This is a genomic window from Leifsonia aquatica H1aii (genome assembly GCF_000633535.1).
GTDB lineage: Bacteria > Actinomycetota > Actinomycetes > Actinomycetales > Microbacteriaceae > Leifsonia > Leifsonia aquatica_A.
Map to the genome: position 1 here is coordinate 164,897 of NZ_AYMR01000001.1, position 25,825 is coordinate 190,721.

The 25,825-nt window shown below is 70.6% G+C and carries 23 protein-coding genes; 8 read left to right on the plus strand and 15 right to left on the minus strand.

The genetic code is table 11. From position 1 onward, the window contains the following. Window positions 1-3: 3 nt before the first annotated feature. The 7 genes from U870_RS0100735 to U870_RS0100765 form a co-directional block, all read right to left on the minus strand. Entirely contained in the window at window positions 4-768 is a 765-nt protein-coding gene (locus U870_RS0100735) for an ABC transporter ATP-binding protein (protein ID WP_025155504.1), read from the minus strand. After that, window positions 765-1,553 (minus strand): ABC transporter ATP-binding protein, encoded by a 789-nt coding sequence (locus U870_RS0100740; RefSeq protein WP_029947022.1) that lies wholly within the window; start codon window positions 1,551-1,553, stop codon window positions 765-767. The genes U870_RS0100735 and U870_RS0100740 overlap by 4 nt, the downstream gene beginning before the upstream one ends. Beyond that, complete coding sequence (locus tag U870_RS0100745) at window positions 1,550-2,428, minus strand: ABC transporter permease (RefSeq protein WP_025155506.1); 879 nt, start codon at window positions 2,426-2,428, stop codon at window positions 1,550-1,552. The genes U870_RS0100740 and U870_RS0100745 overlap by 4 nt, the downstream gene beginning before the upstream one ends. Then, window positions 2,425-3,387 (minus strand): ABC transporter permease, encoded by a 963-nt coding sequence (locus U870_RS0100750; protein WP_025155507.1) that lies wholly within the window; start codon window positions 3,385-3,387, stop codon window positions 2,425-2,427. The genes U870_RS0100745 and U870_RS0100750 overlap by 4 nt, the downstream gene beginning before the upstream one ends. A 72-nt stretch (window positions 3,388-3,459) precedes the next feature. Further along, on the minus strand, window positions 3,460-4,962 hold the full coding sequence (locus U870_RS0100755) for an ABC transporter substrate-binding protein (protein WP_025155508.1): 1,503 nt from the start codon (window positions 4,960-4,962) through the stop codon (window positions 3,460-3,462). A gap of 67 nt (window positions 4,963-5,029) precedes the next feature. Then, window positions 5,030-5,800: a DUF1684 domain-containing protein gene (locus tag U870_RS0100760; protein ID WP_025155509.1), complete on the minus strand. Its 771-nt coding sequence runs from the start codon at window positions 5,798-5,800 to the stop codon at window positions 5,030-5,032. 36 nt (window positions 5,801-5,836) lie between these two features. Then, a complete protein-coding gene (locus tag U870_RS0100765; protein ID WP_025155510.1) occupies window positions 5,837-6,244 on the minus strand; it encodes a hypothetical protein in 408 nt (135 codons plus the stop codon). Between the two features lie 224 nt (window positions 6,245-6,468). On the opposite strand from U870_RS0100765, the gene U870_RS0100770 reads away from it, so the two are divergent. Then, window positions 6,469-6,717, plus strand: coding sequence for a WhiB family transcriptional regulator (locus U870_RS0100770; RefSeq protein WP_018190103.1), 249 nt, complete (start codon window positions 6,469-6,471; stop codon window positions 6,715-6,717). 214 nt (window positions 6,718-6,931) lie between these two features. On the opposite strand, the gene U870_RS0100775 is transcribed toward U870_RS0100770, so the two are convergent. Beyond that, complete coding sequence (locus tag U870_RS0100775; RefSeq protein ID WP_025155511.1) at window positions 6,932-8,425, minus strand: sensor histidine kinase; 1,494 nt, start codon at window positions 8,423-8,425, stop codon at window positions 6,932-6,934. 270 nt (window positions 8,426-8,695) lie between these two features. Between U870_RS0100775 and U870_RS22970 the strand changes: the two genes are divergently transcribed. After that, window positions 8,696-9,238 (plus strand): Rv3235 family protein, encoded by a 543-nt coding sequence (locus U870_RS22970; RefSeq protein WP_025155512.1) that lies wholly within the window; start codon window positions 8,696-8,698, stop codon window positions 9,236-9,238. 90 nt (window positions 9,239-9,328) lie between these two features. On the opposite strand, the gene secA is transcribed toward U870_RS22970, so the two are convergent. The 6 genes from secA to mtrA form a co-directional block, all read right to left on the minus strand. Next, on the minus strand, window positions 9,329-12,136 hold the full coding sequence (secA, locus tag U870_RS0100785; protein WP_025155513.1) for a preprotein translocase subunit SecA: 2,808 nt from the start codon (window positions 12,134-12,136) through the stop codon (window positions 9,329-9,331). 216 nt (window positions 12,137-12,352) lie between these two features. Next, a complete protein-coding gene (gene hpf, locus U870_RS0100790; RefSeq protein WP_025155514.1) occupies window positions 12,353-13,054 on the minus strand; it encodes a ribosome hibernation-promoting factor, HPF/YfiA family in 702 nt (233 codons plus the stop codon). A 106-nt stretch (window positions 13,055-13,160) separates the two neighbouring features. Then, the gene (locus tag U870_RS0100795; protein ID WP_025155515.1) at window positions 13,161-13,877 is read right to left on the minus strand and encodes a ComF family protein; all 717 of its coding nucleotides are present in this window, start codon (window positions 13,875-13,877) and stop codon (window positions 13,161-13,163) included. A 92-nt stretch (window positions 13,878-13,969) separates the two neighbouring features. Continuing rightward, the gene (locus U870_RS0100800) at window positions 13,970-15,664 is read right to left on the minus strand and encodes a GerMN domain-containing protein (RefSeq protein ID WP_029947028.1); all 1,695 of its coding nucleotides are present in this window, start codon (window positions 15,662-15,664) and stop codon (window positions 13,970-13,972) included. Beyond that, window positions 15,661-17,313 (minus strand): MtrAB system histidine kinase MtrB, encoded by a 1,653-nt coding sequence (gene mtrB, locus U870_RS0100805; protein WP_025155517.1) that lies wholly within the window; start codon window positions 17,311-17,313, stop codon window positions 15,661-15,663. Before mtrB ends, U870_RS0100800 begins: the two co-directional genes overlap by 4 nt. Window positions 17,314-17,328: 15 nt before the next feature. Further along, window positions 17,329-18,012, minus strand: a complete 684-nt coding sequence (gene mtrA, locus U870_RS0100810; RefSeq protein ID WP_025155518.1) for an MtrAB system response regulator MtrA — start codon at window positions 18,010-18,012, stop codon at window positions 17,329-17,331. 217 nt (window positions 18,013-18,229) lie between these two features. Between mtrA and U870_RS22265 the strand changes: the two genes are divergently transcribed. The 5 genes from U870_RS22265 to U870_RS0100835 are packed head-to-tail and all read left to right on the plus strand — an operon-like array spanning window position 18,230 to window position 23,935. Beyond that, a complete protein-coding gene (locus U870_RS22265) occupies window positions 18,230-19,684 on the plus strand; it encodes a hypothetical protein (protein ID WP_025155519.1) in 1,455 nt (484 codons plus the stop codon). Between the two features lie 5 nt (window positions 19,685-19,689). After that, window positions 19,690-20,328 (plus strand): DUF4129 domain-containing protein, encoded by a 639-nt coding sequence (locus U870_RS0100820; protein ID WP_240183597.1) that lies wholly within the window; start codon window positions 19,690-19,692, stop codon window positions 20,326-20,328. Then, window positions 20,325-21,599: a DUF4350 domain-containing protein gene (locus tag U870_RS0100825; RefSeq protein ID WP_025155520.1), complete on the plus strand. Its 1,275-nt coding sequence runs from the start codon at window positions 20,325-20,327 to the stop codon at window positions 21,597-21,599. Before U870_RS0100820 ends, U870_RS0100825 begins: the two co-directional genes overlap by 4 nt. Continuing rightward, window positions 21,596-22,597, plus strand: a complete 1,002-nt coding sequence (locus tag U870_RS0100830) for an AAA family ATPase (protein ID WP_025155521.1) — start codon at window positions 21,596-21,598, stop codon at window positions 22,595-22,597. Before U870_RS0100825 ends, U870_RS0100830 begins: the two co-directional genes overlap by 4 nt. A 6-nt stretch (window positions 22,598-22,603) precedes the next feature. Continuing rightward, the gene (locus U870_RS0100835) at window positions 22,604-23,935 is read left to right on the plus strand and encodes a DUF58 domain-containing protein (protein WP_025155522.1); all 1,332 of its coding nucleotides are present in this window, start codon (window positions 22,604-22,606) and stop codon (window positions 23,933-23,935) included. Window positions 23,936-23,967: 32 nt separating this feature from the next. Here U870_RS0100835 and U870_RS0100840 read toward each other — a convergent pair whose 3' ends face one another. Then, the gene (locus U870_RS0100840) at window positions 23,968-24,963 is read right to left on the minus strand and encodes a stage II sporulation protein M (RefSeq protein ID WP_025155523.1); all 996 of its coding nucleotides are present in this window, start codon (window positions 24,961-24,963) and stop codon (window positions 23,968-23,970) included. 17 nt (window positions 24,964-24,980) lie between these two features. Here U870_RS0100840 and U870_RS0100845 point away from each other — a divergent pair, with 17 nt between their 5' ends. Continuing rightward, window positions 24,981-25,820: an RDD family protein gene (locus tag U870_RS0100845; RefSeq protein WP_025155524.1), complete on the plus strand. Its 840-nt coding sequence runs from the start codon at window positions 24,981-24,983 to the stop codon at window positions 25,818-25,820. Window positions 25,821-25,825 lie beyond the last annotated feature (5 nt).

Genomic DNA, 25,825 nt, shown 5'->3' on the forward strand with positions numbered 1-25,825 from the left:
TCGCTAGGCCGGCAGCCGCGGGACCGACGCGAGCAGCCGCTGCGTGTAGGGGTCGGCCGGGGAGCGCAGCACGTCCCGGGTCGGCCCCTGCTCCACGACCCGGCCGCCGCGCAGCACGACCGTCTCCGCGCAGAGCGACGCGACCACGCTGAGGTCGTGCGACACCATCACCACGGTCAAGCCCTCCTGCGCCGAGAGCCGTCCGAGCAGCTCGACGATCTGGATGCGCGTCGTGACATCGAGCGCGCTCACCGGCTCGTCCGCGAGCAGCACACGGGGACGGGAGACGAGGGCGCGGGCGATCGCGATGCGCTGGCGCTGGCCGCCGGAGAACTCGTGCGGGTACCGGCCGGCAGCGTCCGCGGGGAGCGAGACCGCCTCCAGCGCGGCGGCCACCCGGTCACGGGCATCCGCTCCGGAGGCGATGCGGAGCGACGCGAGCGGCTCCCCCACGATACGCCCGACGCTCTGTCGCGGGTCCAGCGACGAGTACGGGTCCTGGAAGACGGTCTGCACGCTCCGGCGGAACGCGCGCATGACGTCGCGGTCGCGGCGGTCGAGAGGCGCCCCATCGAAGAGCACGGCCCCGCTGCTCGGGCTGGACAATCCGAGCAGCAGCGAGAGCACGGTGGTCTTGCCCGCGCCGGACTCACCGACCAGACCGACGCTGCGGCCGGTCTGCACGCTCAGCGAGATGCCCTCCAGAGCGGGCCCGGTGGCACGGCGGTAGCGGAAGCCGGCGTCGCGGAGTTCCAGGATGGCGGTCATTCCACCTCCAGGGCGGCATCGAGCTCACGGGCGCTGCGCACGAGCTCGACGGTGTAGGGGTCGACGGGAGCGTCGAGGAGGCGTCGGATGCCGCCCTCCTCGACCACACGGCCGCCGCGCAGCACCAGCGCGCGCTCGGTCATGCGCGAGACGACGGCGAGGTCGTGGCTGACGAACAGCAGCGCCATGTCACGGTCGGCGACGAGCGCGTCGAGCAGCCCGAGCACCTCGGCCTGGACCGTGACGTCGAGCGCGGTCGTCGGCTCGTCGGCGATCAGCAGCCGCGGCCGGCAGGCCAGCGCCGCCGCGATCGCGACACGCTGCCGCTGGCCGCCCGAGATCTCGTGCGGGTAGGCGCGCGCGATCCGATCCGAGTCGGGCAGCCGGACCTCGTCGAGGGCGTCGCGCACGGCCGAGCGCAGGGCTCCGCCGCGCAGTCCGAGGTGTCGACGCAACGGCTCGGCGACCTGCTGCCCGAGGCGCATCAGCGGGTCGAGGGCCGTCAACGGCTCCTGGAAGACGAACGAGACGGTCCGGCCGCGGAGCGGCACGAGGTCTCGCTCCTTCGCCCCCACGACCTGCACCCCGTCGAGCTCCACCGAGCCGGACGCGGTGAGCCCGTCCGGCAGGAGCCCCGCGATGGCGAACGACGTGAGCGACTTGCCCGAACCGGACTCGCCGATCAGGCTCAGCCGCTCCCCCGCGTCGAGGGAGAACGAGACGTCGTCCACCAGCGGTGAGCCGTCGCGCGCGGCGACGGACAGCGAACGCACATCCAGGATCATCGGGACCGCCTCCGTGTCGGGTCGGCCACGTCACGGAGCCCGTCCGCGACCAGGTTGACGCCGATCACGAGCACCACCAACGCGATACCCGGGGCGATGGCCCCGACCGGGGCGACGGCCACCGTGCCCTGCGCCTCCTGCAGCAGGCGGCCCCAGGACGCGTTCGGCGGCGGCGCGCCCAGGCCCAGATACGACAGGCTCGCCTCGGCGAGCACGGCGATGCCGAACTGCAGCGCCAGGTTGACCAGCAGGGTCGGCCAGATGTTGGGCAGCACATGGCGGGCGACCACGCCGGGCCAGCTGGTCCCGGACGTGCGGGCCGCCGTGACGTACTGCTGTGAGAGGACCCGCTTGGCGAGCACCCGGGTGAGCCGGGCGATGACGGCGGACATGGCGAGACCGATCGCCAGGATCGCGGTACCGAGCGACGCGCCCTGCGCCGCGACGATGAGCATGGCGAGGAGCAGCGTCGGGAAGGCGATCAGGATGTCCAGCAGCGCCGAGATGGTGTCGTCCAGCCAGGTCGACGCGAAGGCCGCCAGCAGGCCGATCGTGACGCCGATGATCGCCCCGATGGCGACGGAGCCGAGGCCGACGGCCAACGCGATCCGCGCGCCCACCATCAGCTGCGACAGCAGGTCGCGCCCCAGCTTGTCCGTGCCCAGCCAGTGCTCCGGTCCCGGCGGCTCGAGTCGCCCGCCACCCGTGTCGCTGGGGGCGTACGGCAGCCAGACGAAGGACACCAGTGCGACGATCGCGATCAGCCCGACGAGTGTCAGGCCGATCCCGAGCGTGACCGACCGACGGGTGCGACGGCGCGGCCCCTGCTGCGGTGCGGCGCCCTGCGCCGCGGCCTGGTCGACGACGGCGCTCATCGGTTCCCCGAGATGCTGTGCCGCAGCCGCGGATCCACGAGCCGCTGCACCACATCGGCGGCGAAGCCGATGATCAGCACGGCGAACGTGGAGACGAAGAGGATGCCCTGGATGCTCTGGAAGTCGTGCTGCTCGATCGCCCGCAGCAGCATGCTCCCCAACCCGGGCAAGGTGAACACGCTCTCGACCACGACGGCGCCGAGGAAGGTCGTGGCGAGCTCGATGCCGAGGATCGAGATCACGGGGACGGCCCCGTTGCGCAGGCCGTGCCGCCACATCGCGCCGCCGAACGTCGAGCCGAGCGCCCGGGAGTTGCGCAGGTAGTCGCTCCCGATCACGTCGAGCGTCGCGCTGCGCACGTAGCGCGAGATGGACGCGCTCATCACGATCGCGATGGTGATGATCGGCAGCGCCAGCGACTCCAGCGCCGCCGCCGGATCGGCCCAGTCGTCGCGCGGGAAGCCCCCGGAGGGGAACCAGCGCAGGTTGATCGAGAAGACGCTGACCAGCAGGATTCCGACCCAGAACACCGGCACCGCGATGCCGAGCTGCGAGAACGCGGAGAGGAGGATGCCGTACCAGCGGTCGGCCTTCCACGCCGCCACGAAGCCGATCGGCAGGGCGAGGAGCAGTGCGAGCAGGAACGACAGGATCGTCAGCGGGATCGTGACCGCCAGTCGCGAGACGATCTCGGGCCCGACGGGCAGCGAGCTGATGAACGAGGTGCCGAGGTCGAGGCGCAGGATGCTGCCGAACCAGGCGAAGAACTGGTCGATCAGCGGCTTGTCGCTGCCCACCTGCTTCTGAGCAGCCGCGATCTGCTCCGGGGTCGCGTTGACCGACAGCAGCGCATTCGCCGGGTCGCCGGGAAGGACGCGGAGCAGGAAGAAGAGCACCACCATGGCGAGCAGCAGCGACACCACGAGGAACGCGGTACGACGCAACAGATACGGGGCCATGGTGTTTTCAGCGTAGACGCCCGGGGAGTCCGCGACGGACTCCCCGGGCGGGGAGGGAGGGAGCTCTCGGTGCTACTTCTTGACGATGTCGTACGTGTAGAACGTCGAGTTCAGCCCGTTGACGGTGTAGCCGGAGAGGTCGCTCGAGGCGACGACGATCTGCGGCGTGAGGTACAGCCACACGCTGGCGGCGTCCTTCGCGATCTGCTCGTTGACCAGCTTCAGCTTCGCGGTCTGCTCTGCCGTGGTCGACGACTGCTCGGCCTCGTTCACCCACTGGGTCACCTGCGGGTTGTTGTAACCCCAGTAGAAGTCGGGGTTGCCGTACCAGACCACGTCGCGGTCGTTGACGTGCTCCTGCAGGGTCGCCTCGAAGTTCTTCTCCTTGAAGACCTTCGAGTACCACTCGTCGGCCGAGATGGTGTTGATGTTCACGGTGATGCCCACCTTGGCGAGCTCGCTCTTCACGAACTCGGCGACGGCCGGGTGCGGGTCGTAGCTCGGGGTGTCGAGCGTGAAGGTGAAGCCGTTCGCGTAGCCGGCGTCCGCCAGTTCCTTCTTGGCCAGAGCGGTGTCGTACGGGTTGACCTTGGTCAGGTCCTCGTACCAGGGGTCGCTCGGGGGCACCATCGAGCCGATCAGCGTGCCGTAGTTCCCCCAGATGGAGTTCAGCAGCTTCTTCGTGTCGATCGCGGAGTACACGGCCTTGCGGACCTCGGCCTTGTCGAACGGCGCGACGCGGTCGTTGAAGGCCAGGAGTTCCTTCACCGTCGACTTGCCGTCGTTGATCGTGTAGTCCTTGTTGTCCTTGAGCTGCGCGAGGGCGTCCGGGCTCTGGACGTTGGTGACGATGTCGACCTGGTTGGTCAGCAGCGCGTTGGAGAGGGCGGAGGCGTCGGTGAAGTAGTCGAAGACGACCTCCTTGTTCTTCGCCTTCTGACCCCAGTAGCCGCTCCAGCGCTCGATGCTGAGCGAGCTGCCGCGCTTCCAGGTGCCGAGGGTGTACGGGCCGGTGCCGTCCTCCGCGGTCTTGTAGTCCTTGACGCCCGGGCCGTAGATCCACACGTAGCTGAGGTTGTACGGCAGCGAGATCGAGCGGCTCTTCAGGGTGATGACGACCGTGTGGGCGTCCGGGGTCTCGATCCCCGAGATCACGGCGAGCTGGGACTTGCGGGCCGACTGCGAGTCGGCGGCGGTCACGCGCTCGATGCTGCGCTTGACGTCGGCGCTGGTGAACTCCGAGCCGCCGTGGAACTTCACGCCGTCGCGGAGGGTGAAGGTGTAGGTCAGCCCGTCCTCGCTCGTCGTGTACTTGGTGGCGAGCAGGGGCTCGACCTTGCCGTCGTCGGTGAGCTTGAACAGGCCCTCGTAGACGTTGCCGTTGAACGCCTCGGTGACGCCGCTGCCGCTTCCGGCGGTGTTGTCGAGGTGGACGGGCTCGTTCTGGGAGCCGACGGCGATCGACGCGTCCGTTCCGGACGCCGACGACGAAGACGACGCGCCCGAGCATCCGGCGAGCGCCAGCGCAGCGGCGAGTCCGATCGCGAGGGTGGCGAGCAGGGGGGTCTTTCTCAAGGGAGTTCTCCTGTGCTGTGGGGAGGGAGGTGCGGGGTGAACGGGGGAAAGGGTGGAGCCGAATGCGCTACTGCGCGCCGCCGGAGCGGAGCACCACGCGCTTCTCGCCCGCGGTGACGGACACTGCGAAGCGGTTGTTCCGCGGCGGCAGCGGACAGTTGTACTGGTCCGAGAATCCGCAGGGCGGGACGAACGCACGGTTGAAGTCGAGGACGACGCGGTCGCCGTCGCGCTGCACGAAGAGGAAGCGTCCGGACGCGTACGTCCCGTCCTCCCCCTCGGCGCCGTTGGTCGCGTCGGCGAAGACCAGCAGCAGAGTGCCGTCGTCGTCGAAGGCGCTGAGCGTGTAGTCGACGCCGTCGCGGGTGAAGGTGATGTCGCCGGGCACGACCAGCTCGCGGGTCAGCCCGTTGTCACGCAGGTGCTCGAACGGCACGGTGCGGTCGGCGGCGACGGCATGGAACTCGGCCTCCACCACCCACGACGGGTCGAACGGGAACGTGTCGATCGTCTCGAACGCGCGGATTGCCGCCGAGGCCGCATCCCAGAGGCGGATGCCGCGCTCGGGTTCGCCCGTCTCCAGGTTCCGGCGGGTGAGGTCGGTGGCGGTGACGGTGCTCGCCTGACCGGCGAGAGCCTCCTCGGCGGTCGTCGTGTCGCCGGACGGGAGCCAGCGCGTCTCGATGAGGGCGAGATTGCCGGTCGAGGCGACCACGGACGAGAGCCGCTCCCGGCGCCACGCGTCGTATCCGGTACGGGCGGCGTCGATCGAGGCGGGGGACGCCGAGGGGTGGACGGAGGTCTGCGGGGCGGAGGGAACAGTCACGATGTCGGGCATAACGCACTCAGTCTGCGTCTTGTTCCCGCCGGATGCTCATTCGTGTTGCTCTGTGTTGCGCACAGTGGCACGCACGACCGAGGGCGTCAGGGCGAGGACGCCGGCCACCAGGGCCGGGACGAGCAGCGCCCAGCCGAGATCGGGACGCGCGACGAGTCCTTGGAAGCAGCCCACCGCCACCGCGATCTGGAGGATCTGGATGGTGACGGTCGATGCCCGCGCCCACGCGCGCCGACGCAGGATGCCCGCGGCGGTGACGATGACCCAGACGGCCGCCAGCGCCGTCAGGACGAAGATCGCGATCGCGGTGGTGAGGTATTCCGGCGTCAGCGTGAGCAGATCGATCAGCAGCCAGACAGCCAGCACGGTGACCAGGGCGGCCTCCAGGAACAGGATCACCGCGAGCGCCAGCAGCGCCGGCGGACGCGTGGCCGAACTGGGCACTATACCACCCCACCATTTCCGTCTTGTGTTCTCAGCGTTATCCCATACAAAACTATTGATTCGAGTTAAGCGCTATGGGAGCATATTGGAGGTCGAGTTAGTGCTCACAGGGTGGTGGGCAGGTCTTTTCCCAACGGATCTGAAGAACCCTGTAACCCGACTGCTTACCTGCATTCTAGGCCGCTCAGGCCAGAAAACATTCAGCAAACAAGGAGCATATCTTCATGGATTGGCGCGACAAAGCCGCCTGCCTGACCGCGGACCCCGAGCTTTTCTTCCCCGTCGGAAACACGGGTCCCGCTGTCGACCAGATCGACAAGGCGAAGGCGGTCTGCGCGCGCTGCACCGTCACCGAGATCTGCCTGCAGTACGCCCTGGAGACCGGCCAGGACTCGGGCGTCTGGGGCGGCCTCTCCGAGGATGAGCGCCGCGCGCTCAAGCGCCGCGCCGCGCGCGCCCGTCGCGCGTCCTGACGGCGCCCGCTCCTCGAACGACTTCTCACCGCACCACAGCACCGCCGAGGCGGCGCTCCGCATCAGCTGGACGGACACCTAGCACCCCGAACAGCACGACCTCAGCGGAGCGCCCCTCGGCATTTCTGTGTCCTGGGGTATCGGCGTCCTGAGGTGTCGGCGTCCTGAGATTCCGGTGTCCTGAGGCGGACCGCCGCGCGGCCCGCCTGTCGCATCAGACCGTGGTCAGGTAGCGCAGTGGGACCTCGATCGTGACCTCGGTCCCCTGCCCCATCAGCGTGTGCCAGTCGATCGCCCCGCCGAGTTCGCCCTGGATGAGCGTGCGAACGATCTGCGTCCCGAGCCCGGAGCCGACCTTGCCCTCCGGCAGGCCAGACCCGTTGTCGACCACCTTGACCGTCAGCGACTCGGCCGAGCGGTTCGCGATGATCTCGACCTGACCCTCGCGTCCGGCCAGACCGTGTTCCACCGCGTTCGTGACGAGCTCGGTCAGCGCGAGAGCCAGCGGCGTGGCGTACTCGCTGGGCAGGCTGCCGAAGGACCCGGACTTCTTCGGGTGCACGGTCGTCGTGTGACTCGCGGCGACCTCCGCGACGAGCAGGAGCACCCGGTCGAAGACGTCGTCGAAGTCCACGATCTGGGCCAGCCCGGTCGAGAGCGTGTCGTGCACGACCGCGATCGCGGCCACGCGCCGCATCGCCTGGCTGAGCGCCTCGCGCGCCTCCTCGGAGTGGGTACGCCGGGCCTGGATGCGCAGCAGGGATGCCACCGTCTGCAGGTTGTTCTTGACCCGATGGTGGATCTCGCGGATCGTGGCGTCCTTGGTGATCAGTTCGCGCTCCTGGTGCCGCTGCTCGGACACGTCGCGGCAGAGCACGATCGCCCCCACCCGCTCCCCGCGGTTGCGGATGGGGATGGCACGGAGCGAGACCGTGACGCCACGCGCCTCGATGTCCGTCCGCCACGGCGCACGACCGGTGACGACCAGCGGGAGCGACTCGTCGACCGTCAGCGTGCCGGCTACCAACCCCGTCGTGACGGTGGCCAGCGATTGCCCCTCGAGCTCGCCGGTGAAACCCATCCGGTTGAACGCGCTGAGGGCGTTGGGGCTCGCGAACGTCGTCGTGCCGTCGACGTCGAGGCGGATGAGGCCGTCGGCAGCGCGGGGCGCACCGCGGCGCGGGGCAGCAGGAGCACCGAGGTCGGGGAAGTCTCCCGTCGCGATCATGCTGAACAGGTCGTTGGCGCACTCGTTGAACGTCAGCTCCTGCCGACTCGGGGTGCGCGCCTCGCTGAGGTTCGTGTGCCGGGTGATGACCGCGATGGGTTCGTCCGCGGTGTCCGGCGAGTGCACCGTCAGGCGGCGGATGACGGGGACCGCGCGCACCCGGGTGGGCGTCTCCTCGTACCAATCGGGAGCCGACGTGTCGATGATCGCCTTCGTCCGGAAGGCGTCGGTCACCTGTTGCTTCCACTCCGGCTTGATCCGCTGCCCGACGAAGTCGCGGTAGAAGAGGGTCGCGGCGCTCGACGGACGTGCGTGGGCGACGGCGACGAAGTCGTCGTCCGCGGTCGGCACCCAGAGCACGATGTCCGCGAACGCCAGGTCGGCCAGGAGCTGCCAGTCGCCGACCAGTCCGTGGAGCCAATCCACCTCGACCTCCGACGAACGGCCTTGGGCATGGATGAGATCACTGAGCGTCGACACCCCCCTAGTGTAGGCGGCCGACCAGGACCGACCGCCGGTTATCCACACCCGCGTCGGCACCCTGGACTCCCCCGGGCCCCGCTGCTTGAGTGAGGTCGTTCGGACGACGGTCGGGGGCGGCCGGGGACAGGGGGACGGGTGAGCGCAGGGAGAGCGGGACGCACCGCCGGCGACGCAGACGCGCGTGCCGACCACGAGAGGTCACCGCCGTGAGCGGCAGCCGCCGACGACGGCGGACAGCACCCCGCCACCACATCACAAGGAGACCTCATGTCGATGACAGCGACGACCAGAGAACGATCCATCCCGCACGACCAGAGCCTCGCGGCAGAGCAGGGCACGGGGTGGATCGGCCACCAGCGGCGTCCTCGCCCCTCCGACGCGGGGATGGGCCCGTCGCCGTCCGCCGTGCCCGGGGACGGGCGCCCGCCTCCCCCGGTCGGGCCGGCCCCGGTCGCGGAGCTGACGGCCCTGGAGCAGGACCCCGCCTTGCTCTGCGCGAATCTGGCCCTGTGCATCGTGGAGATCCTGGCCGGCGCCCGGTCGCTCGATCAGATCGGACGCTGGGTGACCGATTCGGTGTTCGTGAACCTGCTCCGTCGAACGGCGATCGCCTCGCGGTCGCGCGCCGTCTCTGCACAGGAGGCGATGCGTCCACGATTCCGGATCGGGACGCCCCTGCTGTCGCAGCTCGCCGACGGCTCCATCGAGGCCGTTGTGGTCGTGCACCAGCCGTCGCGCTCCCGAGCCATCGCGATCCGGCTAGAACGCCATCGCGATCGGTGGCGGGCGACCGTGCTCAGCGTGCTCTGAGCCGGGCCGCCGCGCCGAGAAGGACGGGCCGGACGACGAGACGCCGGAGGGCGGCCGCTCGGGGCCGCCCTCCGGCGTCGTCGTGACCGGTCAGCGCTTCTTGGACTGCGCCCGGCGCTCGGCGCGGTTCGCGGGGGCCTCCTCGGCGTCGGCCTCCACACGCTGGCCGAACGCGCCACGCTGGGTGGCCGCCTGCGCGGGCGGAGCGGCCTGCGGAGCGGCCGCCTGCTGAGCGCGCTGCGCGCGGGCGGTGGCGGCCTGCTCGATCTGGCCGCGCTGGTTGCGGACCTCGACGCCGCCTCCCTCGCCCGGAGCCGAGTAGCTGAGACGCGCCTCGCCCTCGCCGCGGGCCAGGCCCTTGGCGGCGACGGACGGCGACTCGACCTCGCCAGGAGCCTGGTTGACCTCGACCTCCAGGTTGAACAGGAAGCCGACGGTCTCCTCCCGGATCGCGCCCATCATCTGCTGGAACATGGCGTAGCCCTCGCGCTGGTACTCCACCAGCGGGTCGCGCTGGGCCATCGCGCGCAGCCCGATGCCGTCCTTGAGGTAGTCCATCTCGTAGAGGTGCTCGCGCCAGCGGCGGTCGATGACCGACAGGACTACACGTCGCTCGAGCTCGCGCATGGCGGGCTCGCCGAGCGACTCCTCGCGGTGCTGGTACGCGATGCGGGCGTCGGAGAGGATCTCGCGGCGCATGAAGTCGCGGTTGATGCGCCCCTTGTTGCCGGCCTCGGCGATGACCTCGTCGATGCTGACACCGATCGGGTAGAGCGTCTTGAGCTCGACCCACAGCGCGTCGAAGTCCCAGTCATCGCCGTTGCCCTCGCCTGTGTGCTGGTCGAGGATGTCGTCGATCACGTCGGTGAGGAATTTCTGCACCCGTTCGTGCAGGTCGTCGCCCTCGAGGATCTGTCGGCGGTCGCCGTAGATGGCCTCGCGCTGCCGGTTGAGGACGTCGTCGTACTTGAGCACGTTCTTGCGGATCTCGGCGTTGCGCGCCTCGACCTGCGACTGCGCGCTGCGGATCGCGCGGCTCACGACCTTGGACTCGATCGCCATGTCGTCCGGCACGCTCGTGCGGCCCATCAGGCTCTCGGCGGCACCTGCGTTGAACAGGCGCATCAGGTCGTCGGTGAGCGACAGGTAGAAGCGGCTCTCCCCTGGGTCGCCCTGACGACCGGACCGACCGCGCAACTGGTTGTCGATGCGGCGGGACTCGTGGCGCTCGGTGCCGAGCACGTAGAGACCGCCCGCATCGATGACCTTGTCGGCCTCCTCCTGGACCGTGTCCTTGACGTCGGAGAAGACGGCGTCCCACTGCTCCTCGTACTCGTCCGGCGTCTCCACCGGCGACAGCCCACGGGAGTTCATCTCCGCCACCGCGATGAACTCCGCGTTGCCGCCGAGCATGATGTCGGTACCGCGGCCGGCCATGTTGGTCGCGACGGTGACCGCGCCGAGGCGCCCGGCCTGGGCGACGATCGCCGCCTCGCGTGCGTGGTTCTTCGCGTTCAGGACCTCATGGCGCACACCCTTCTTGGCGAGCGAGCGCGAGAGGTACTCGCTCTTCTCGACGCTGGTCGTGCCGACCAGCACGGGCTGGCCCTTCTCGTGCCGTTTGACGATGTCCTCGACGACCTGCTCGAACTTCGCCTGCTCGTTCTTGTAGACAAGGTCGGGCTGGTCGATGCGCTGCATCGGCTTGTTGGTCGGGATCGGGACGACGCCGAGCTTGTAGGTGCTCATGAACTCGGCGGCCTCGGTCTCGGCCGTACCGGTCATGCCGGAGAGCTTCTTGTAGAGGCGGAAGTAGTTCTGGAGGGTGACGGTGGCGAGGGTCTGGTTCTCGGCCTTGACCTCGACACCCTCCTTCGCCTCGATCGCCTGGTGGATGCCCTCGTTGTAGCGGCGCCCGACCAGGATGCGGCCGGTGTGCTCGTCGACGATCAGCACTTCGCCGTTCATCACGACATAGTCCTTGTCGCGCTTGAACAGCGCGTTCGCCTTGATCGCGTTGTTGAGGAACGAGATCAGCGGGGTGTTGGCCGACTCGTAGAGGTTGTCGATGCCGAGGTAGTCCTCGACCTTCTCGATACCGGGCTCGAGCACGCCGATGGTGCGCTTCTTCTCGTCGACCTCGAAGTCCTCGCCGGCGGTGAGACGCTTGGCGAGGTTCGCGAACTCGACGAACCAGCGGTTGGCCTCGCCGGAGGACGGGCCCGAGATGATCAGCGGCGTGCGCGCCTCGTCGATGAGGATGGAGTCCACCTCGTCGACGATGGCGAAGTAGTGACCGCGCTGCACCATGTCCTGGGCCTGCCAGGCCATGTTGTCGCGCAGATAGTCGAACCCGAACTCGTTGTTCGTGCCGTAGGTGATGTCGGCGGCGTACTGCTCCCGGCGCTCCTCGGGAGTCTGGCCGGCGAGGATCACGCCGGTCGTCATGCCCAGCGCGCGGAAGACGCGTCCCATGAGCTCGGACTGGTAGCTCGCGAGGTAGTCGTTGACCGTGATGACGTGCACGCCGCGGCTGGCGATCGCGTTGAGGTACGCGGCCGTGGTCGCGACGAGCGTCTTGCCCTCGCCGGTCTTCATCTCGGCGATGTTGCCGAGATGGAGCGCCGCGCCGCCCATGAGCTGCACGTCGAAGTGCCGCATGCCGAGCGTGCGCTTCGCCGCCTCGCGGACCGCCGCGAACGCCTCCGGGAGGAGGTCGTCGAGCGATTCGCCGTTGCTGTACCGCTCGCGGAGCTCCACGGTCTCGTGCATGAGCTCTTCGTCGGTAAGTGCCGAGAAGTCGTCTTCGAGGGCGTTGACCGCTTTCGCGTACGCCTCGAGGCGACGGAGGGTGCGCCCTTCGCCGAGACGGAGAACCTTTTCCAGAACTGAGGCCACTGATGCACTCCACTTGTGTTCGGTCGGGCCGATCGTGCCCGCGCCCTGTCGGACGCACGCCGAACGGCTGGCACCGCCGACGTTAGACACATCGTACGGGATCAGCCACCGGGTTCCTCCTGCGGTTGCTGAAAGGCAGCCGAATGGAGGGTGAATCCCTGACAGAGGTGCGCCGATGGCGGCCGCCGCCCGGGCGGACGCCATCGGCGCGCGCGGTCAGCCGAGCTTGCGGTTGGCCGTCGCCACCTCCTGCAGCTCCTCCGCCTCGTCATCGAGCGAGATCACGCCGTAGTCCCAGCCCTTGCGCCGGTAGACGACGCTCGGGCGCTGGGTCTCCTGATCCACGAACAGGTAGAAGTCGTGACCCACGAGCTCCATGTAGTAGAGCGCATCGTCGACAGTCATCGGAAGGGATGCGAAGACCTTCTTGCGGATCACGACCGGGCAGTACTCCTCGTCGGCCGCATCCTCCGCCGGCTCCGCGTCCGGCACCACCGGGACGCTCCCAGTCCTCACCTGATCGAGAACCGCCACCGGGGCCGCCGCGAGGCCGACGGCGCTGAAGCCGTCCGTGCTCGCCTCGCGCAGCGAGGTGGGGCGGTGCTGTCCGCGATGGACCTTGCGGCGGTCCTTGGCCCGGCGCACCCGTTCGAGAAGCTTCCCCAGAGCGAGGTCGAACGCCGCGTATTTGTCGGTCCCGGTCGCCTCGGACCGGACCACCGCCCGCGGTCCGACGAGCGTCAGCTCCACCCGGTCGTTCCCGTTCTGGCCACCGAGCTTCTCGTTGTGGCGGCTGACCTTGATCTCGAAGGAGATGGCCCGCTCTGCCAGATGCGCGACCTTGTCCGACTTCTCGGTCGCGTATTCACGGAAGCGATCAGTGATGTCCAGGTTGCGTCCGATGATGTTGATGTCCATGGAGACCTCCCTGATCCGACGCGGTGTCGTCCTGATCAGGGCGACCCTCGCGCCTTTTCGACTACCGTAGTGCTCCCTCCTGGGGAACGGAACCGGAAACCGCATGTTATTCGCTGGGAGCCGCCCGGACGCCCGCCGAAAGCACGGACCCACCCCGGCGTGCCGTCCGCGCAACGGCTGCTGCTCCCACGACGATCCCACCCGCGCGCTCGATCGCACGGGCTGCTTCGGCGATCGTGGCCCCCGACGTGACGATGTCGTCGACGAGCAGACACCGACGTCCCCGCACGCGGCGGGACGCGACGAGGCTCCCCTCGCGGTTCGCCGCGCGGCCCACCGACGAGAGCCCCGCCTGATCCGCGGTCTGCCGGGTGAGCCGCAGCGCACCGCGCATGGGCGGGACGAGGATCGAGGCGCGAGCGAGCACCACCCCCGTCGGGTGGAATCCACGGCGGCGGCGCGCGGCGGCCGTCGAGGGGATCAGCACAGGCAGGAGCGCGGCGGCGGGGCGATCGGGTGGCGCCGGGCTCGCCCGCTGCGCCCCGACGACCGCCGCCCGCAGCGCCCGGCCGAGCGCAGGCGCCGCATCGACCCGGCCCGATTCCTTGAACGCCAGGAGGACGCGACGCGGCACGCCCGAGTAGTCCAGGGCGGCCCACACGCGCAGTGGGCCGACCGTCGTCACGGACACGTGCGGAGCCAGTTCGCGCCGGCACGCGAGGCAGAGACTGCGGTCGGGTTCACCGCAGCCGGCGCAACGCACCGGGAGCAGAACGGCCGCCGCGTCGCGGAACGCTTCGGTGAGCAGAGTGATCGAGGTCATGGATCCAGCCTCGCCCCGGAGGACGGCCCGCGGACCGGCACCGACTCATCTGTGGAAGGGCCGGCCGTTGCGGGACCCTGTGGAGAAGAGCGTCAGGGTTGGCCGAGCTGCGCGGCCACGGCACCGACCTTGTCGGTCTGCGCCTGCCACCCGGTCCCGGTCGGCGCCTGGAGGCTGCCGTCGGCGGTGAGCACCAGGTAGCGCGCGAGCCCGGCCGCGCCGACGATGGTCCGACCCCCGCCCGGCCCGGTCGTGGTGGTCTGCTCGCCGCCGATCGTCTGCTCGACGATGCTCGTGGCGTCGCCGTTGGTGGAGTTCAGCAGCGCGACGGTCAGCTCCCCCGTCCAGGCGACCGACAGCGGCGTCCCCGCTCCGACCGCCAGCTCGACGGGTGCCGTCAACGCGGTGGGGACGCCTCCCGACCCGCGCACGATGCCCGCGGCGACGAGCGAGTACCCCGAGGCGGTGCGCAGCAGCGCCGCCACACGGGTGCCGTCCCGCGAGATCGCCAGGGACTGGATCCCGATCGCGCCCGGCCAATCGGTGGCGACCGCGTGGGCCTCCCCGTTCGAGCCCGTCGCCTGCAGCGCCGTCGGCGATCCGCCCGGCACAGAGAGCACCCAGCCGCTGTTGTCGATGACCGGGGCGATCAGCCCCGGGCGCGCATCCACGCGCACCGGGTCGCCGGAGCGACGGACCAGGGTGGCGCCGACCTCGGACAGGACGGCGGCCTGATCGCGCGCGGCGTCCAGTGCGACCGCCGACGGCTGCAGCGCCACGATCTTGTCGCTGAGCCCGCTCAGCGACGTCACGCTCGATCCCGAGAGCAACCCGAACGACTCCCCGCGCAGGACGATCGGGTGCGTGTCGACCGCCGGGTCCTGCAGCGGCGCAGCACCGGAGCCGAGCGGCGCGATCTGCTCCGCATTGCCCTCGATGGAGATCTGCACCGATTGGGCGAGGTTCCCCAGGCTCTGCTCGAGCTGCAGCTGCATCCGCTGCAGCTGCACCGAGTCGGCGCGACCTGCCTCGGAGCTCAAGTCGACCTGCGCGACCCCGCCGACCGTCGTGACCGACGGCACGGCCAGCTGCGTGCCCTCCGGGAACGCGCTGGTCACGGCCCCGCTCAGCCACTTCACCGGGCCGGCCAGGACGGCGCTCGCCACGCGGGTCGCCGACGCCGCGACGCGGGCGGGGAACCAGCGGGCGTCCGGGACGAGGTACCCGAAGTCGGGACTGTAGAAATAGAGCGTCTGCTGCGTGTAGACGGCCCGGAAGGTCGGATCGTCGATGACGACGCCGTTCGGTGCCACAGCGATGCGCCACTCACCGTCCTGCTTGACCAGTTCGTAACGCAGGCCGATCGGGGCGCGGGTCGTGACGGGATGGAAGGCGCCGACCGCATCGACGCTCGCCACCGGGTTGACCTCGACGCTCCATTGGTCGCCGTCGTGGTCGTAGCTGCGGTTGCGGCCGTCGTCGACGGTGACCGAATCGTCCGGATTCCAGGTCGCCGCCATCGCCGTGGTCAAGTACTCGCGGGCGATCTGGAAATTGTTCTTCGGGCTGGAGGCGGCATCGATGAACCCCTGCACGATCCTCTGCTGCGAGGCGCCCTTCTCAGGTTTGGAGGGGTTGAAGTCGAGGTCGAGCGGATCGTCCACCTGGGCGACCGGGCCGCCCTGACGGACGGGACCGGCGTCGGGGATGCTCGCGCAGGCGGAGACCACGAGGGCGACCGCGACGACGAGGGCGGCAGCCAGTGCGCGCACGGTCCGGCGGCTCATGCGCGGGCCTCCCGTCCCGTGGCGGGGTGCAGGTCGCTCTCGGCGGCGATCCCGGGCGGAAGCTCACCCGCGTCCCTCGGCGGAAGGGGGAGGGGCGACGCGACGATCTCGCGTCCCGGCACCCGCGGCAGCGTCAACCGGAAGCACGACCCCTGCCCCGGCAGGGACCAGACCTGCAGCCATCCCGAATGCAGCGTGGCGTCCTCCAGCGAGATGGCGAGGCCGAGTCCGGTACCGCCGAGGGTGCGCTTGCGCGACGGATCGGCCCGCCAGAAGCGGTCGAAAACGTGGTTGACATCCTGGTGGCTCATCCCGATCCCGTAGTCGCGCACGGTCAGCGCCACGGCGCTCTCATTGCTGTCGACGGTGACGATCACGGGACGCCCCTCACCGTGCTCGATCGCGTTCCCGATCAGGTTCCGCACGATCCGGCGGATACGCCGAGGGTCCATCCCCACGTCGAAGTGACCGCCAGGGGCGTCGAGGAGCAGGGGCGAGCCGTTCTGCTCGGACAGCGTGCGCAGCTCGTCGACCACGTCTTCGCCGAGCCGCACCAGGTTCGTCGGCTCCGGGTCGAGGACGACGGATCCCGCGTCGTAGCGACTGATCTCCAGCAGATCGGAGAGGAGCCGATCGAACCGCTGGATCTGCGTGTGCAGCAGCTCGGCCGTGCGCTCGGTCGCCGGAGGGAACGTCGCTCGCTGGTCGAAGATGACATCGCCCGCGAGCCGGATCGTGGTGAGCGGCGTCCGCAGTTCGTGCGAGACGTCGGAGACGAAGCGCTGCTGGAGCTGGGAGAGGGTCGCGAGCTGGTTGATCTGGCTCTGCAGACTGTCCGCCATCCCGTTGAACGAGCGCGCCAACGTCGCGAACACGTCCTCGCCGCGTTCCGGGATGCGCACTGCGAGATCCCCGGCCGCGAGCCGTTCACTGGTCCGGGCCGCCACGCGGATCGGTTCCACCACGAACCGCACGATCACCCAGGTGATGGCCCCGATCAGCACGATGAGGGCGAGGCCCGCGAGGAGCAGGGTGTTCTGGACGAAGAGCAGCGTGTTCTCGGAGTCGCGCAGGTTGTAGCCGATGTAGAGCTCGTAGTGGCCGTACGAGGGCAGGGTCAGCTGCGTGCCGACGACGATGCCCGGGTCGGTCGAATCGGTGCCGGCCGGCAGGGCGACGGACTGGTAGAACTGCTCGGTGCCGCCGTGCTGCACCTTGGTGCGCAACTGGTCGGAGATGACCGAGTTGAGCGCGGGACTCCCCCGGTCCGGGGGCGCCAGCACACTGGTGTCCTGGCCCGGCACCCGGTAGGCCGCGACGAGTCGGCTCGATGTGGAGGTCTGCACCGATTGCAGCGCGGCGTTCAGCAGATTGCGGCCGCCGTCGGCCGTCGACACGTCGGACGCGTTCATCGTCGACTGCGCCGCCGTCGCCGCCCGGCTGGAATCGCGCAGCGCCTGGTCGAGCCGCGACTGGTAGAGGTCGTTGGAGATGCTGAGCGCCATGTAGACGCCCGTCACCAGGATCGCGATGCCGGTCAGCGCGAGCGTGATCGCGACGGTGCGCAACTGGAGCGATCGGCGCCATTGCCGGGACAGGCGCGAGGGCGCTCGCCGCCACCATTCCCTGTCCGGCCATCGGAACCGCATCGGGACAGCCCCGTGCTACGTCGCCGCGCCGGCGCGGTAGCCGACGCCACGCACGGTCATGACGATCTTCGGGTTGTCCGGGTCCTGCTCCACCTTGGCGCGCAGGCGCTGCACGTGCACGTTCACGAGGCGCGTGTCGGCCTTGTAGTGGTAGCCCCACACCTGTTCGAGCAGCATCTCCCTGGTGAACACCTGCTGAGGCTTGGAAGCCAGAGCGAGGAGCAGATCGAACTCCAGCGGGGTGAGCGCGATCCGCTGCTCTCCGCGGCGTACCTCGTGGCCCGCGACATCGACGACGAGATCACCGATCCGCAACTGCTCGGCGGGCGGCGTCGAGGCTGCGGGACGCAGACGGGTGCGGATGCGTGCGACGAGCTCCTTCGGGTTGAAGGGCTTCACCATGTAGTCGTCTGCGCCCGATTCCAGGCCCTTGACCACGTCGGCGGTATCCGACTTGGCGGTCAACATGATGATCGGCGTGCCGGACTCGGCCCGGATGCGGCTGCACACCTCGATGCCGTCGAGTCCGGGGAGCATCAGGTCGAGCAGCACCAGGTCGGGCTTGGCCGCGTGGAACGTGTCGACGGCCTGTGCACCGTCCTCGCAGAACACCGGGTCGAACCCTTCCGTGCGGAGCACGATGCCGATCATCTCGGCGAGTGCGGTGTCGTCGTCGACCACCAGGATGCGACTTGTCATGTGCGAAGTTCCCCTGAACCCCTCTCGGGCGGCCGGCGGCCGCGGATGCAACGGCACAACCTTAGTCGAGTCCCCTGGTGGAGCCGTGGAAGCCGGCCGCGGATGCGCTGTGCGATGGTCGGGAGTGCGCTCACCCCCTGTGGGCGGGACAGTGCGGAAGCGGCGGATGTGCCAGCATGGGAGCAACGCACGACGGGCGGGGATGAGAGGGCACGGCGTGAGCGACGAGCAGATCGGTCAGACACCGCAGGGAACCGGGGGGACGGCTCCCCAGAGCGGCGCGTCCGCGGGCGACGAGCGGGCGCAGCAGGCGCCCCGCTACGGCGAGTATGCGCCCGGCCACGGCCAGCACGCCGCCGTCCCGCCGAAGCCTTCCGTCTACGGACAGCAGCAGCCTCCCGTGCACGGACAGCAGCAGCCTCCCATGTACGGACAGCAGCAGCCTGCATGGCAGCAGCAGCCCCCTGCGTGGCAGCAGCAGCCCGGTTGGCAGCAGCAGCCCGGTTGGCAGCAGCAGCCCGGCGGGCAGCAGCAGTACGGCCAGGGCGGTGCGCAGCCCGGGTGGGCGCCCCCGCCGAAGCCGGGATTGGTCCCCCTGCGGCCGTTGTCGTTCGGCACCCTCCTGGGAGCGCCGTTCCAGGCGCTGCGCCGCAACCCGCGGATCACGGTCGGCGCGGCGCTGCTCCTGCAGGGCATCCCCACCATCCTCGTGACCGTGGTGCTCTCCGGGGCGATGTACTTCCTCGTCGAGCGCGCGTTCACCGCCGACGCGTCCGATCGGGGCACGCTGCTCGCCGGAGCGTTCGGAGGGATCCTCGTTCTCGGGGTACTCTCCCTCGTCGTCTCCGCGATCACCGCGGCGCTGCTCCAGGGGGTCGTGGTGGGCGAGGTCGCTCGCGAGACCCTGGGCGAGAAGTTGACGTTCCGGTCGCTGTGGCAGCTGGTCCGCGGCCGGGTCGGCGCGCTCATCGGCTGGACGTTCCTGGTGTCGTTCGCGTGGTTCGTCGCGATCGCACTGGTGGCCGCCGTCGTCGTGGTGCTGGCCGCCCTCGGCGGGCCGGCCGGGGCGGTCGGCGCCGTGCTCGTCGGCATCGTCGGCGGACTGGGGCTGCTCGCCCTCGCGATCTGGGTGAACACCAAGATCTCGCTCGTGCCGAGCGCCATCGTGCTCGAACGGCTCCGGATCGGAGAGGCGCTCTCCCGCTCCTGGCGGCTCACGACCGGCTACTTCTGGAAGACATTCGGCCTGATCGCTCTCATCGCGGTCATCATCTACATGGTCTCCCAGATCGTCTCGATCCCGTTCGGCGTGATCGGGGCGATGGTGGGCGGCGTCTTCGCCCCCACCTCCATCAGCTCGGCGGATCCCTCGTCGTTCTCGCAGGTCCTCGTCGGGCAGCTCGGCGTCAGCGTCCTCTCCAGCATCGTCGGCGCCGTGATCGGCGCGATCGGGAGCGTCGTGCAGACGGCCGCCGTCTCGTTGCTCTACATCGATCTGCGGATGCGGAAAGAAGGGCTGGATCTGCAGCTCGTGCGCTTCGTGGAAGCCAGGCAGACCGGCCAGCAGCTCCCGGATCCCTACCTGGTGCCCGCTCCCACCGCCCCGACGGCGGCACCGGCTGCTCCCCCGACCGCTCCCCCCTCGGCGACGCCGCCCTGGCCGGGCAGCTGAGGCCCGTGCGCTTCGACATCCCGGTCGACCCGACCGGACCGCAGGCGCAGGAGTGGATCAGGGAGGAGCTCGCCAAACCCGAGTACCAGGCCGCGAAACCGACCTGGTTCGACATCGCCTCCAAGGCGGTGCAGGACTGGATCGGCTCGCTGCTGAACGGTCCGACCGGCTCCGCGGGCCCGGTGCTGCTCCTGGTCGTGGTGCTCGTGGTGGTGGCACTCATCGTCGTGGCCTTCGTCATCTTCGGCCGCCCACGGGTCAACCGGCGCTCCACACTCGACCGGCGACCGTTATTCGGAACGGACGACGCCCGCTCCGCCCAGGAGCTGCGCCGCTCCGCGCAGGAGGCCGCGAACCGCGAGGACTGGGTCGTCGCGATCGAGGAGCAGTTCCGCGCCATCGCGGTCGGGCTCGACGAGCGCACCCTCGTGGCCGTGACGCCGGGGACCACCGCCACCCACTTCGCTGCGACGGCGGCGGCCGTGCTGCCGAGCGAGCGGGAGCAGCTCGCCGACGCCGCCCGCGCCTTCGACGCCGTGCGCTATCTGGACCGGCCCGGCACCGCTGCGGTCTACCAGCGGCTCGTCGCCCTCGACCAGCGCCTGCAGCAGGCGCGTCCGGCACTCCCGGTGGTGACGCCATGACCGCCGCACCGCAGACCGCCCGCGACACCGACGCCGTCAGCACGACCGACGCACCCGCGGTGTCACTGACGCTGCGTCAGACCGGCCGCCGCGCCGTGGGCTGGGTCGCGCTCGGAGCGATCGCCGTTCTGGTCGCCGTGTCCGGCCTCCTCCTCACCGGCGGCCGGAACCCCTCGGGGGCGGCGCTCGATCCCGGCAGCGCCGCACCGACGGGTGCGAAGGCCCTGGCCCAGGTGCTCGGATCGCACGGTGTCGACGTCCGGAGCGCGACCGCGCTCGACCAGGTCCGCACCGCCACCGCGGGCGGAGGGACGTCGACGGTCCTCGTCTTCGACGACGCGAACAATCTCGAGCCGTCCGCCTACGCCGAGCTCGCGAAGGCCGCCTCCACGCTGGTGATCGTCGAACCGTCGTTCCAGACACTGCGCGAGGTCGCCCCCGGCGCGCGCGCCGGCGGCGTGCCCGGCGGGCCGCACGATGCCGGCTGCGGGGTGCCGGCCGCCGAGCGCGCCGGGCGGATCGACCCCCGCCCGACCGACAACACGTCCGGGTCCACGATCCCCGGGACCTTCCGCGTGCAGGACGACGGCGCGGCCTGCTTCGCGGACGTGTCCGGAGCAGCCTCCCTCGTCCGCACCACGTTCGACGGCGCGACCGTGTACCTGGTCGGCTCCGCTCCGCTGTTCATGAACGACGGCATCGATCGGGCGGGGAACGCGGCACTCGGCCTCAACCTGCTCGGCAGTGACCGCACACTCGTCTGGTACCTGCCCGGGGTCGACGACCGCCCCGTGACCGGGCCGCCCGACATCGCCGCGCTCACTCCGGGCTGGGTGACACCCGTGCTCCTGCTCCTCGTGCTGGTGTTCGTGGCTGCAGCCGTCTGGCGCGGGCGCCGGTTCGGGCCGCTCGTCGTCGAGAACCTCCCCGTCGTGGTCCGCGCGGGCGAGACCCGCGAGGGCCGGGCCCGGCTCTACCAGCGGTCCTCCGCCCGCGTGCGCGCGGTCGACGCCCTGCGGGTCGGCGCCATCGGTCGTCTCGCCACCCTCGTCGGCCTCCCGCGCACGGCGAGCACGATCGAGGTCGCCGACGCGGTCGCCGCGCTCGTGCGTCGGGATCGCCTGCGGGTGCGCGCGATCCTCCTCGACGACCTCCCCCGCACCGACGGCGACCTCATCGCCCTCTCCGACCACCTCGCGGAGCTCGAACGAGCCACCGCCGCCGCCGTCTCCCCCGCCGCAGCGGGCCCGACCGGAAGAATGGAGCCATGACCGACGTCACGACCGGAGTCCCCGCACATCCCTCGCCCCCGACGGACGCCGCCGCCCTGAGGCAGACGCTCGCGCGGGTGCGCACCGAGGTCGGCAAGGCGGTCGTCGGACAGGACGGCGCCGTCACCGGCCTGATCATCGCGCTGCTCGCACGCGGACACGTGCTGCTGGAGGGGGTGCCCGGTGTCGCGAAGACGCTGCTGGTGCGCTCGCTCAGCCATGCGCTCAGCCTCGACACCAAGCGCGTGCAGTTCACCCCCGACCTGATGCCCGGCGACGTGACCGGCTCCCTCGTCTACGACGCGCAGACCGGAGGTTTCGTCTTCCGCGAAGGACCGGTGTTCACCAACATCCTCCTGGCGGACGAGATCAACCGCACTCCCCCGAAGACCCAGTCGGCGCTGCTGGAGGCGATGGAGGAGCGCCAGGTGAGCGTCGACGGCGTGAGCCGCCGCCTGCCGGACCCGTTCATCGTCGCCGCCACCCAGAACCCGATCGAGTACGAGGGCACCTACACCCTCCCCGAGGCCCAGCTCGACCGGTTCCTGCTCAAGCTCACGCTCGACGTGCCGGAGCGGGAGACCGAGGTGGAGGTCCTGCGCCGCCACGCCGCGGGCTTCAACCCGCGCGACCTCGCCGGGGCCGGGGTGACACCGGTGCTGTCGGCCGCGGAGCTCGCGGCCGCACGCGACTCCGCCGCCGCCGTCGGAGCGAACGCCGACGTCCTCGCCTACATCGTCGACCTCGCCCGCGCCACGCGGCAGAGCCCGTCGGTGCGCCTCGGCGTGAGCCCCCGCGGCACCACCGCACTCCTCGCCGCGGCCAAGGCCTGGGCCTGGCTGTCGGGATACGAGTCGATCACGCCGGACCACGTCCAGGCGATGCTCGTCCCGGTCTGGCGGCACCGTATCCAGCTGCGCCCGGAGGCCGAGCTCGAGGGCGTGGGCGCCGATGCGATCCTGCGCTCGATCGTGCAGCAGGTCCAGGTCCCGATCTAGCCCGCCATGACCGTATCCGGACGTTTCGTCGCCCTGCTCGCGCTCGGGGTCGTCCCCGTCGTCCTGCTGGGCGGCGCGGCCGAAGCCGCCTACGCGGCCCTCGGCGGCTGGGTCGCGCTCTGCCTCGGCCTGGGGTTCGTCGACCTGTCGATCGCGGCCTCACCGCGGCGGGTGGTGCTCTCGCGGTCCGTTCCCGGCCGGGTCCGGCTCGGAGCGGAGGCGGTCGCGGAGCTGACCGTCACCAACACCGGGCGCCGGACGCTCCGGGGCACGGTCCGCGACGCCTGGGAGCCCTCCGCCGGAGCCGCACCGTCCCGGCAGCCGCTCGTCCTTCCGGCCGGCGAGCGACGGCGCCTGAACGTCACGCTGCGGCCCTGGCGCCGCGGGGAGCGCCGGGTCGCTCAGGTCACGGTGCGCGCATGGGGCCCGCTCCATCTCTGGGCACGCCAGGCGACCCTCGCCGCTCCCGGGCGCATCCGGGTGCTTCCGCCGTTCTCGTCCCGCAAGCATCTGCCGTCTCGCCTGGCCCGGCTGCGCGAGCTCGACGGGACCACGAGCGTGCTCCTGCGCGGACAGGGCACCGAGTTCGACTCGCTGCGCGAGTACGTCCGCGGCGACGACGTGCGCTCGATCGACTGGCGCGCGACGGCGCGTCGGCACGATCCGACCGGTGGCAGTGGAGCGCGCGTCATGGTGCGCACCTGGCGCCCCGAGCGCGACCGCCGCGTGGTGCTCGTCGTCGACACGGCGCGCACCTCGGCGGCGCGGATCGGAGACGAGCCGCGGATCGACACCGCATTCGAGGCGTCCCTGCTCCTCGCCGCCCTCGCGACGCGCGCGGGGGACCGCGTCGACTTCCTCGCCTACGACCGCGTCGTGCGCGGCCGGGTGCACGGCGCGAACGGCCCCGAACTCCTCTCGCGGATGGTCGACGCCATGGCGACCGTCGATCCCGCGCTGATCGAGATGGACTGGTCGGCCGTGCCCGCCCAGGTCTCCGCGATGACCAGCCAGCGCTCGCTCGTCGTCCTTCTGACCTCCCTCGACGCCGCCGGCGCCTCCCGCGGCCTGCTGTCCGTGCTCCCCCAACTCACCCGCAAGCATCTCGTCGTCGTGGCGAGCGTCACCGACCCGGAGACGCTGGTCGCCGCCGGGGAACGGACCGATCGCACGGAGGTCTACCGCGCCGCGGCGGCCGAGCGCTCGCTCCTCGACCTCAGCCGGGTCAGCGCCGCGGTGCACCGGCTGGGCGGCGACGTCGTGACCGGTTCGCCCGAGGACCTGCCGCCCGCGCTCGCCGACCGGTACCTCGCCCTGAAGGCGGCCGGACGCCTCTGAACCGTGGGTCCGCCCGCGCGGTTCCCCCGCGCTCAGCCGGCGACGATGCGGCGGGCGCCCGCGTCGAACTCGGCGAGGTCGCCCGTCTCCCCCAGCCGCACGGCGCGCCGTCCGACGACGAGCATGTAGAACAGGAACGCGGCGAGCGCGAGCGCGCCGATCGTGATCTTCGCCCAGACCGGCAGCGCGGACGGCGTCACGAAACCTTCGATCAGACCGGAGACGAAGAGGCTGATCGCGCAGCCGACCGCGACGGTGAAGAGGGCGCGGCCGTCTTCGGCGAGCGCCTGAGCGCGCGTGCGCGCCCCCGGGGCGATCCACGCCCAGAAGATGCGCAGGCCGGCCGCGGCGGCCACGAAGACGCTGGTGAGCTCCAGGAGGCCGTGCGGCAGGATGTAGGCGAACATCACGTCGCCGCGCCCGTACGCGAACATCACCCCGGCGGCGGTCCCCACCCCGACCGCATTCTGGATGACGACGTACGGGACCCAGAGCCCGGTGATGCCGAAGGCGATGCACTGGGCGGCGATCCAGGCGTTGTTGGTCCACACCTGGCCGGCGAACGAGGCCGCCGGGTTGTTCGAGTAGTAGTCGATGAACGTGTGGTCGACGTACTGCCGCAGGTTCGCGTCGCTGCCCAGGTTGCGCAGGACGTCCGGATTCCCGGAGATCCAGAGGGCGTACAGGGTCGCGATGACGATCGTCGCCAGGGCGACCGCGAGCACGATCCAGCGGATGCGGTAGAGCGCGGCGGGTAGCTCGAGGGCGAAGAAGCGCGGGATCTGCGCGAACAGGTTCGCTCCCGCCCCGGTGAAACGGAGACGTGCGGCGGAGAGCGTGAGCGACAGCCGGTCGCCCACCGCGGTCGAGCCGGCGCTCGTCTGGATCGCCGAGAGATCGGCCGCGCCCGCCTGGTACAGGTCGATCAGCTCGTCGGCGTCGCTGCCGTCCAGGCGCCCCTTCTTCGCCAGCTGGGCCAGCCGGTCCCAGTCGGCGCTGCGCGCTGCGGTGTATGCGTCGAGATCCATCTGCTTGAATGATAGCCATGACGGCAGCGACGGACGCGTTCCCGCAGCCGGTCGAGCGCGAACTGGTGACCGGCGAGGCCGTCACCCTCGACGTCAAACCGGCCAGCTACATCCTGCGCGCGGCGGGGACGTTCATCGACTGGGTCGTCTACATGCTGGTCATGCTCGGCTGCGTGCTGCTGCTCGTCTCGACCGGTGGCGGCCTCGACGAGGCCCTGGTGCGTGCGCTGGTCATCCTGATCCTGGTGCTGGGGATGGTCGTCCTGCCGATGACCGTCGAGCTGGCCTCCCGCGGTCGATCGCTCGGCAAGCTCGCCGTGGGCGCCCGCATCGTGCGCGACGACGGCGGCGCGATCGGCTTCCGCCACGCGTTCATCCGGGCCCTGGTCGGCGTGCTGGAGATCTTCATGACCGTCGGCGGGATCGCGGCGCTCACCGGGCTGCTGAACGCCCGCTCCAAGCGGTTGGGCGACCTGCTGGCCGGCACGTACAGCCAGCTGGTGCGCGTGCCCGCACCCCGCCCGCTCGACCTCTACCTGTCCCCGCTGCTCGTCGGCTGGGCCGAGACGGCCGACGTCGGTCGCCTCCCGGACCGGCTCTCGCGCCGGATCGCGCAATTCGTCCGCCAGGCCCCGCAGCTCACGCCCGCCGCCCGCTTCGGGCTCAGCACCGAGCTGGCGCGCGAGGCCAGCGCCTTCGTGTCGCCACTCCCCTCGGTGGACGCCGAGACCTTCCTCGTGGGAGTGGCGCTCCTGCGCCGGCGGCGCGACGCCCAGGGGCTCGCCCTCGAGCAGCAGCGACTGGATCGTCTGTCGCCGGTGCTCGACGGGCTCCCGCACGACTTCCCCGATCGCTAGGAGCA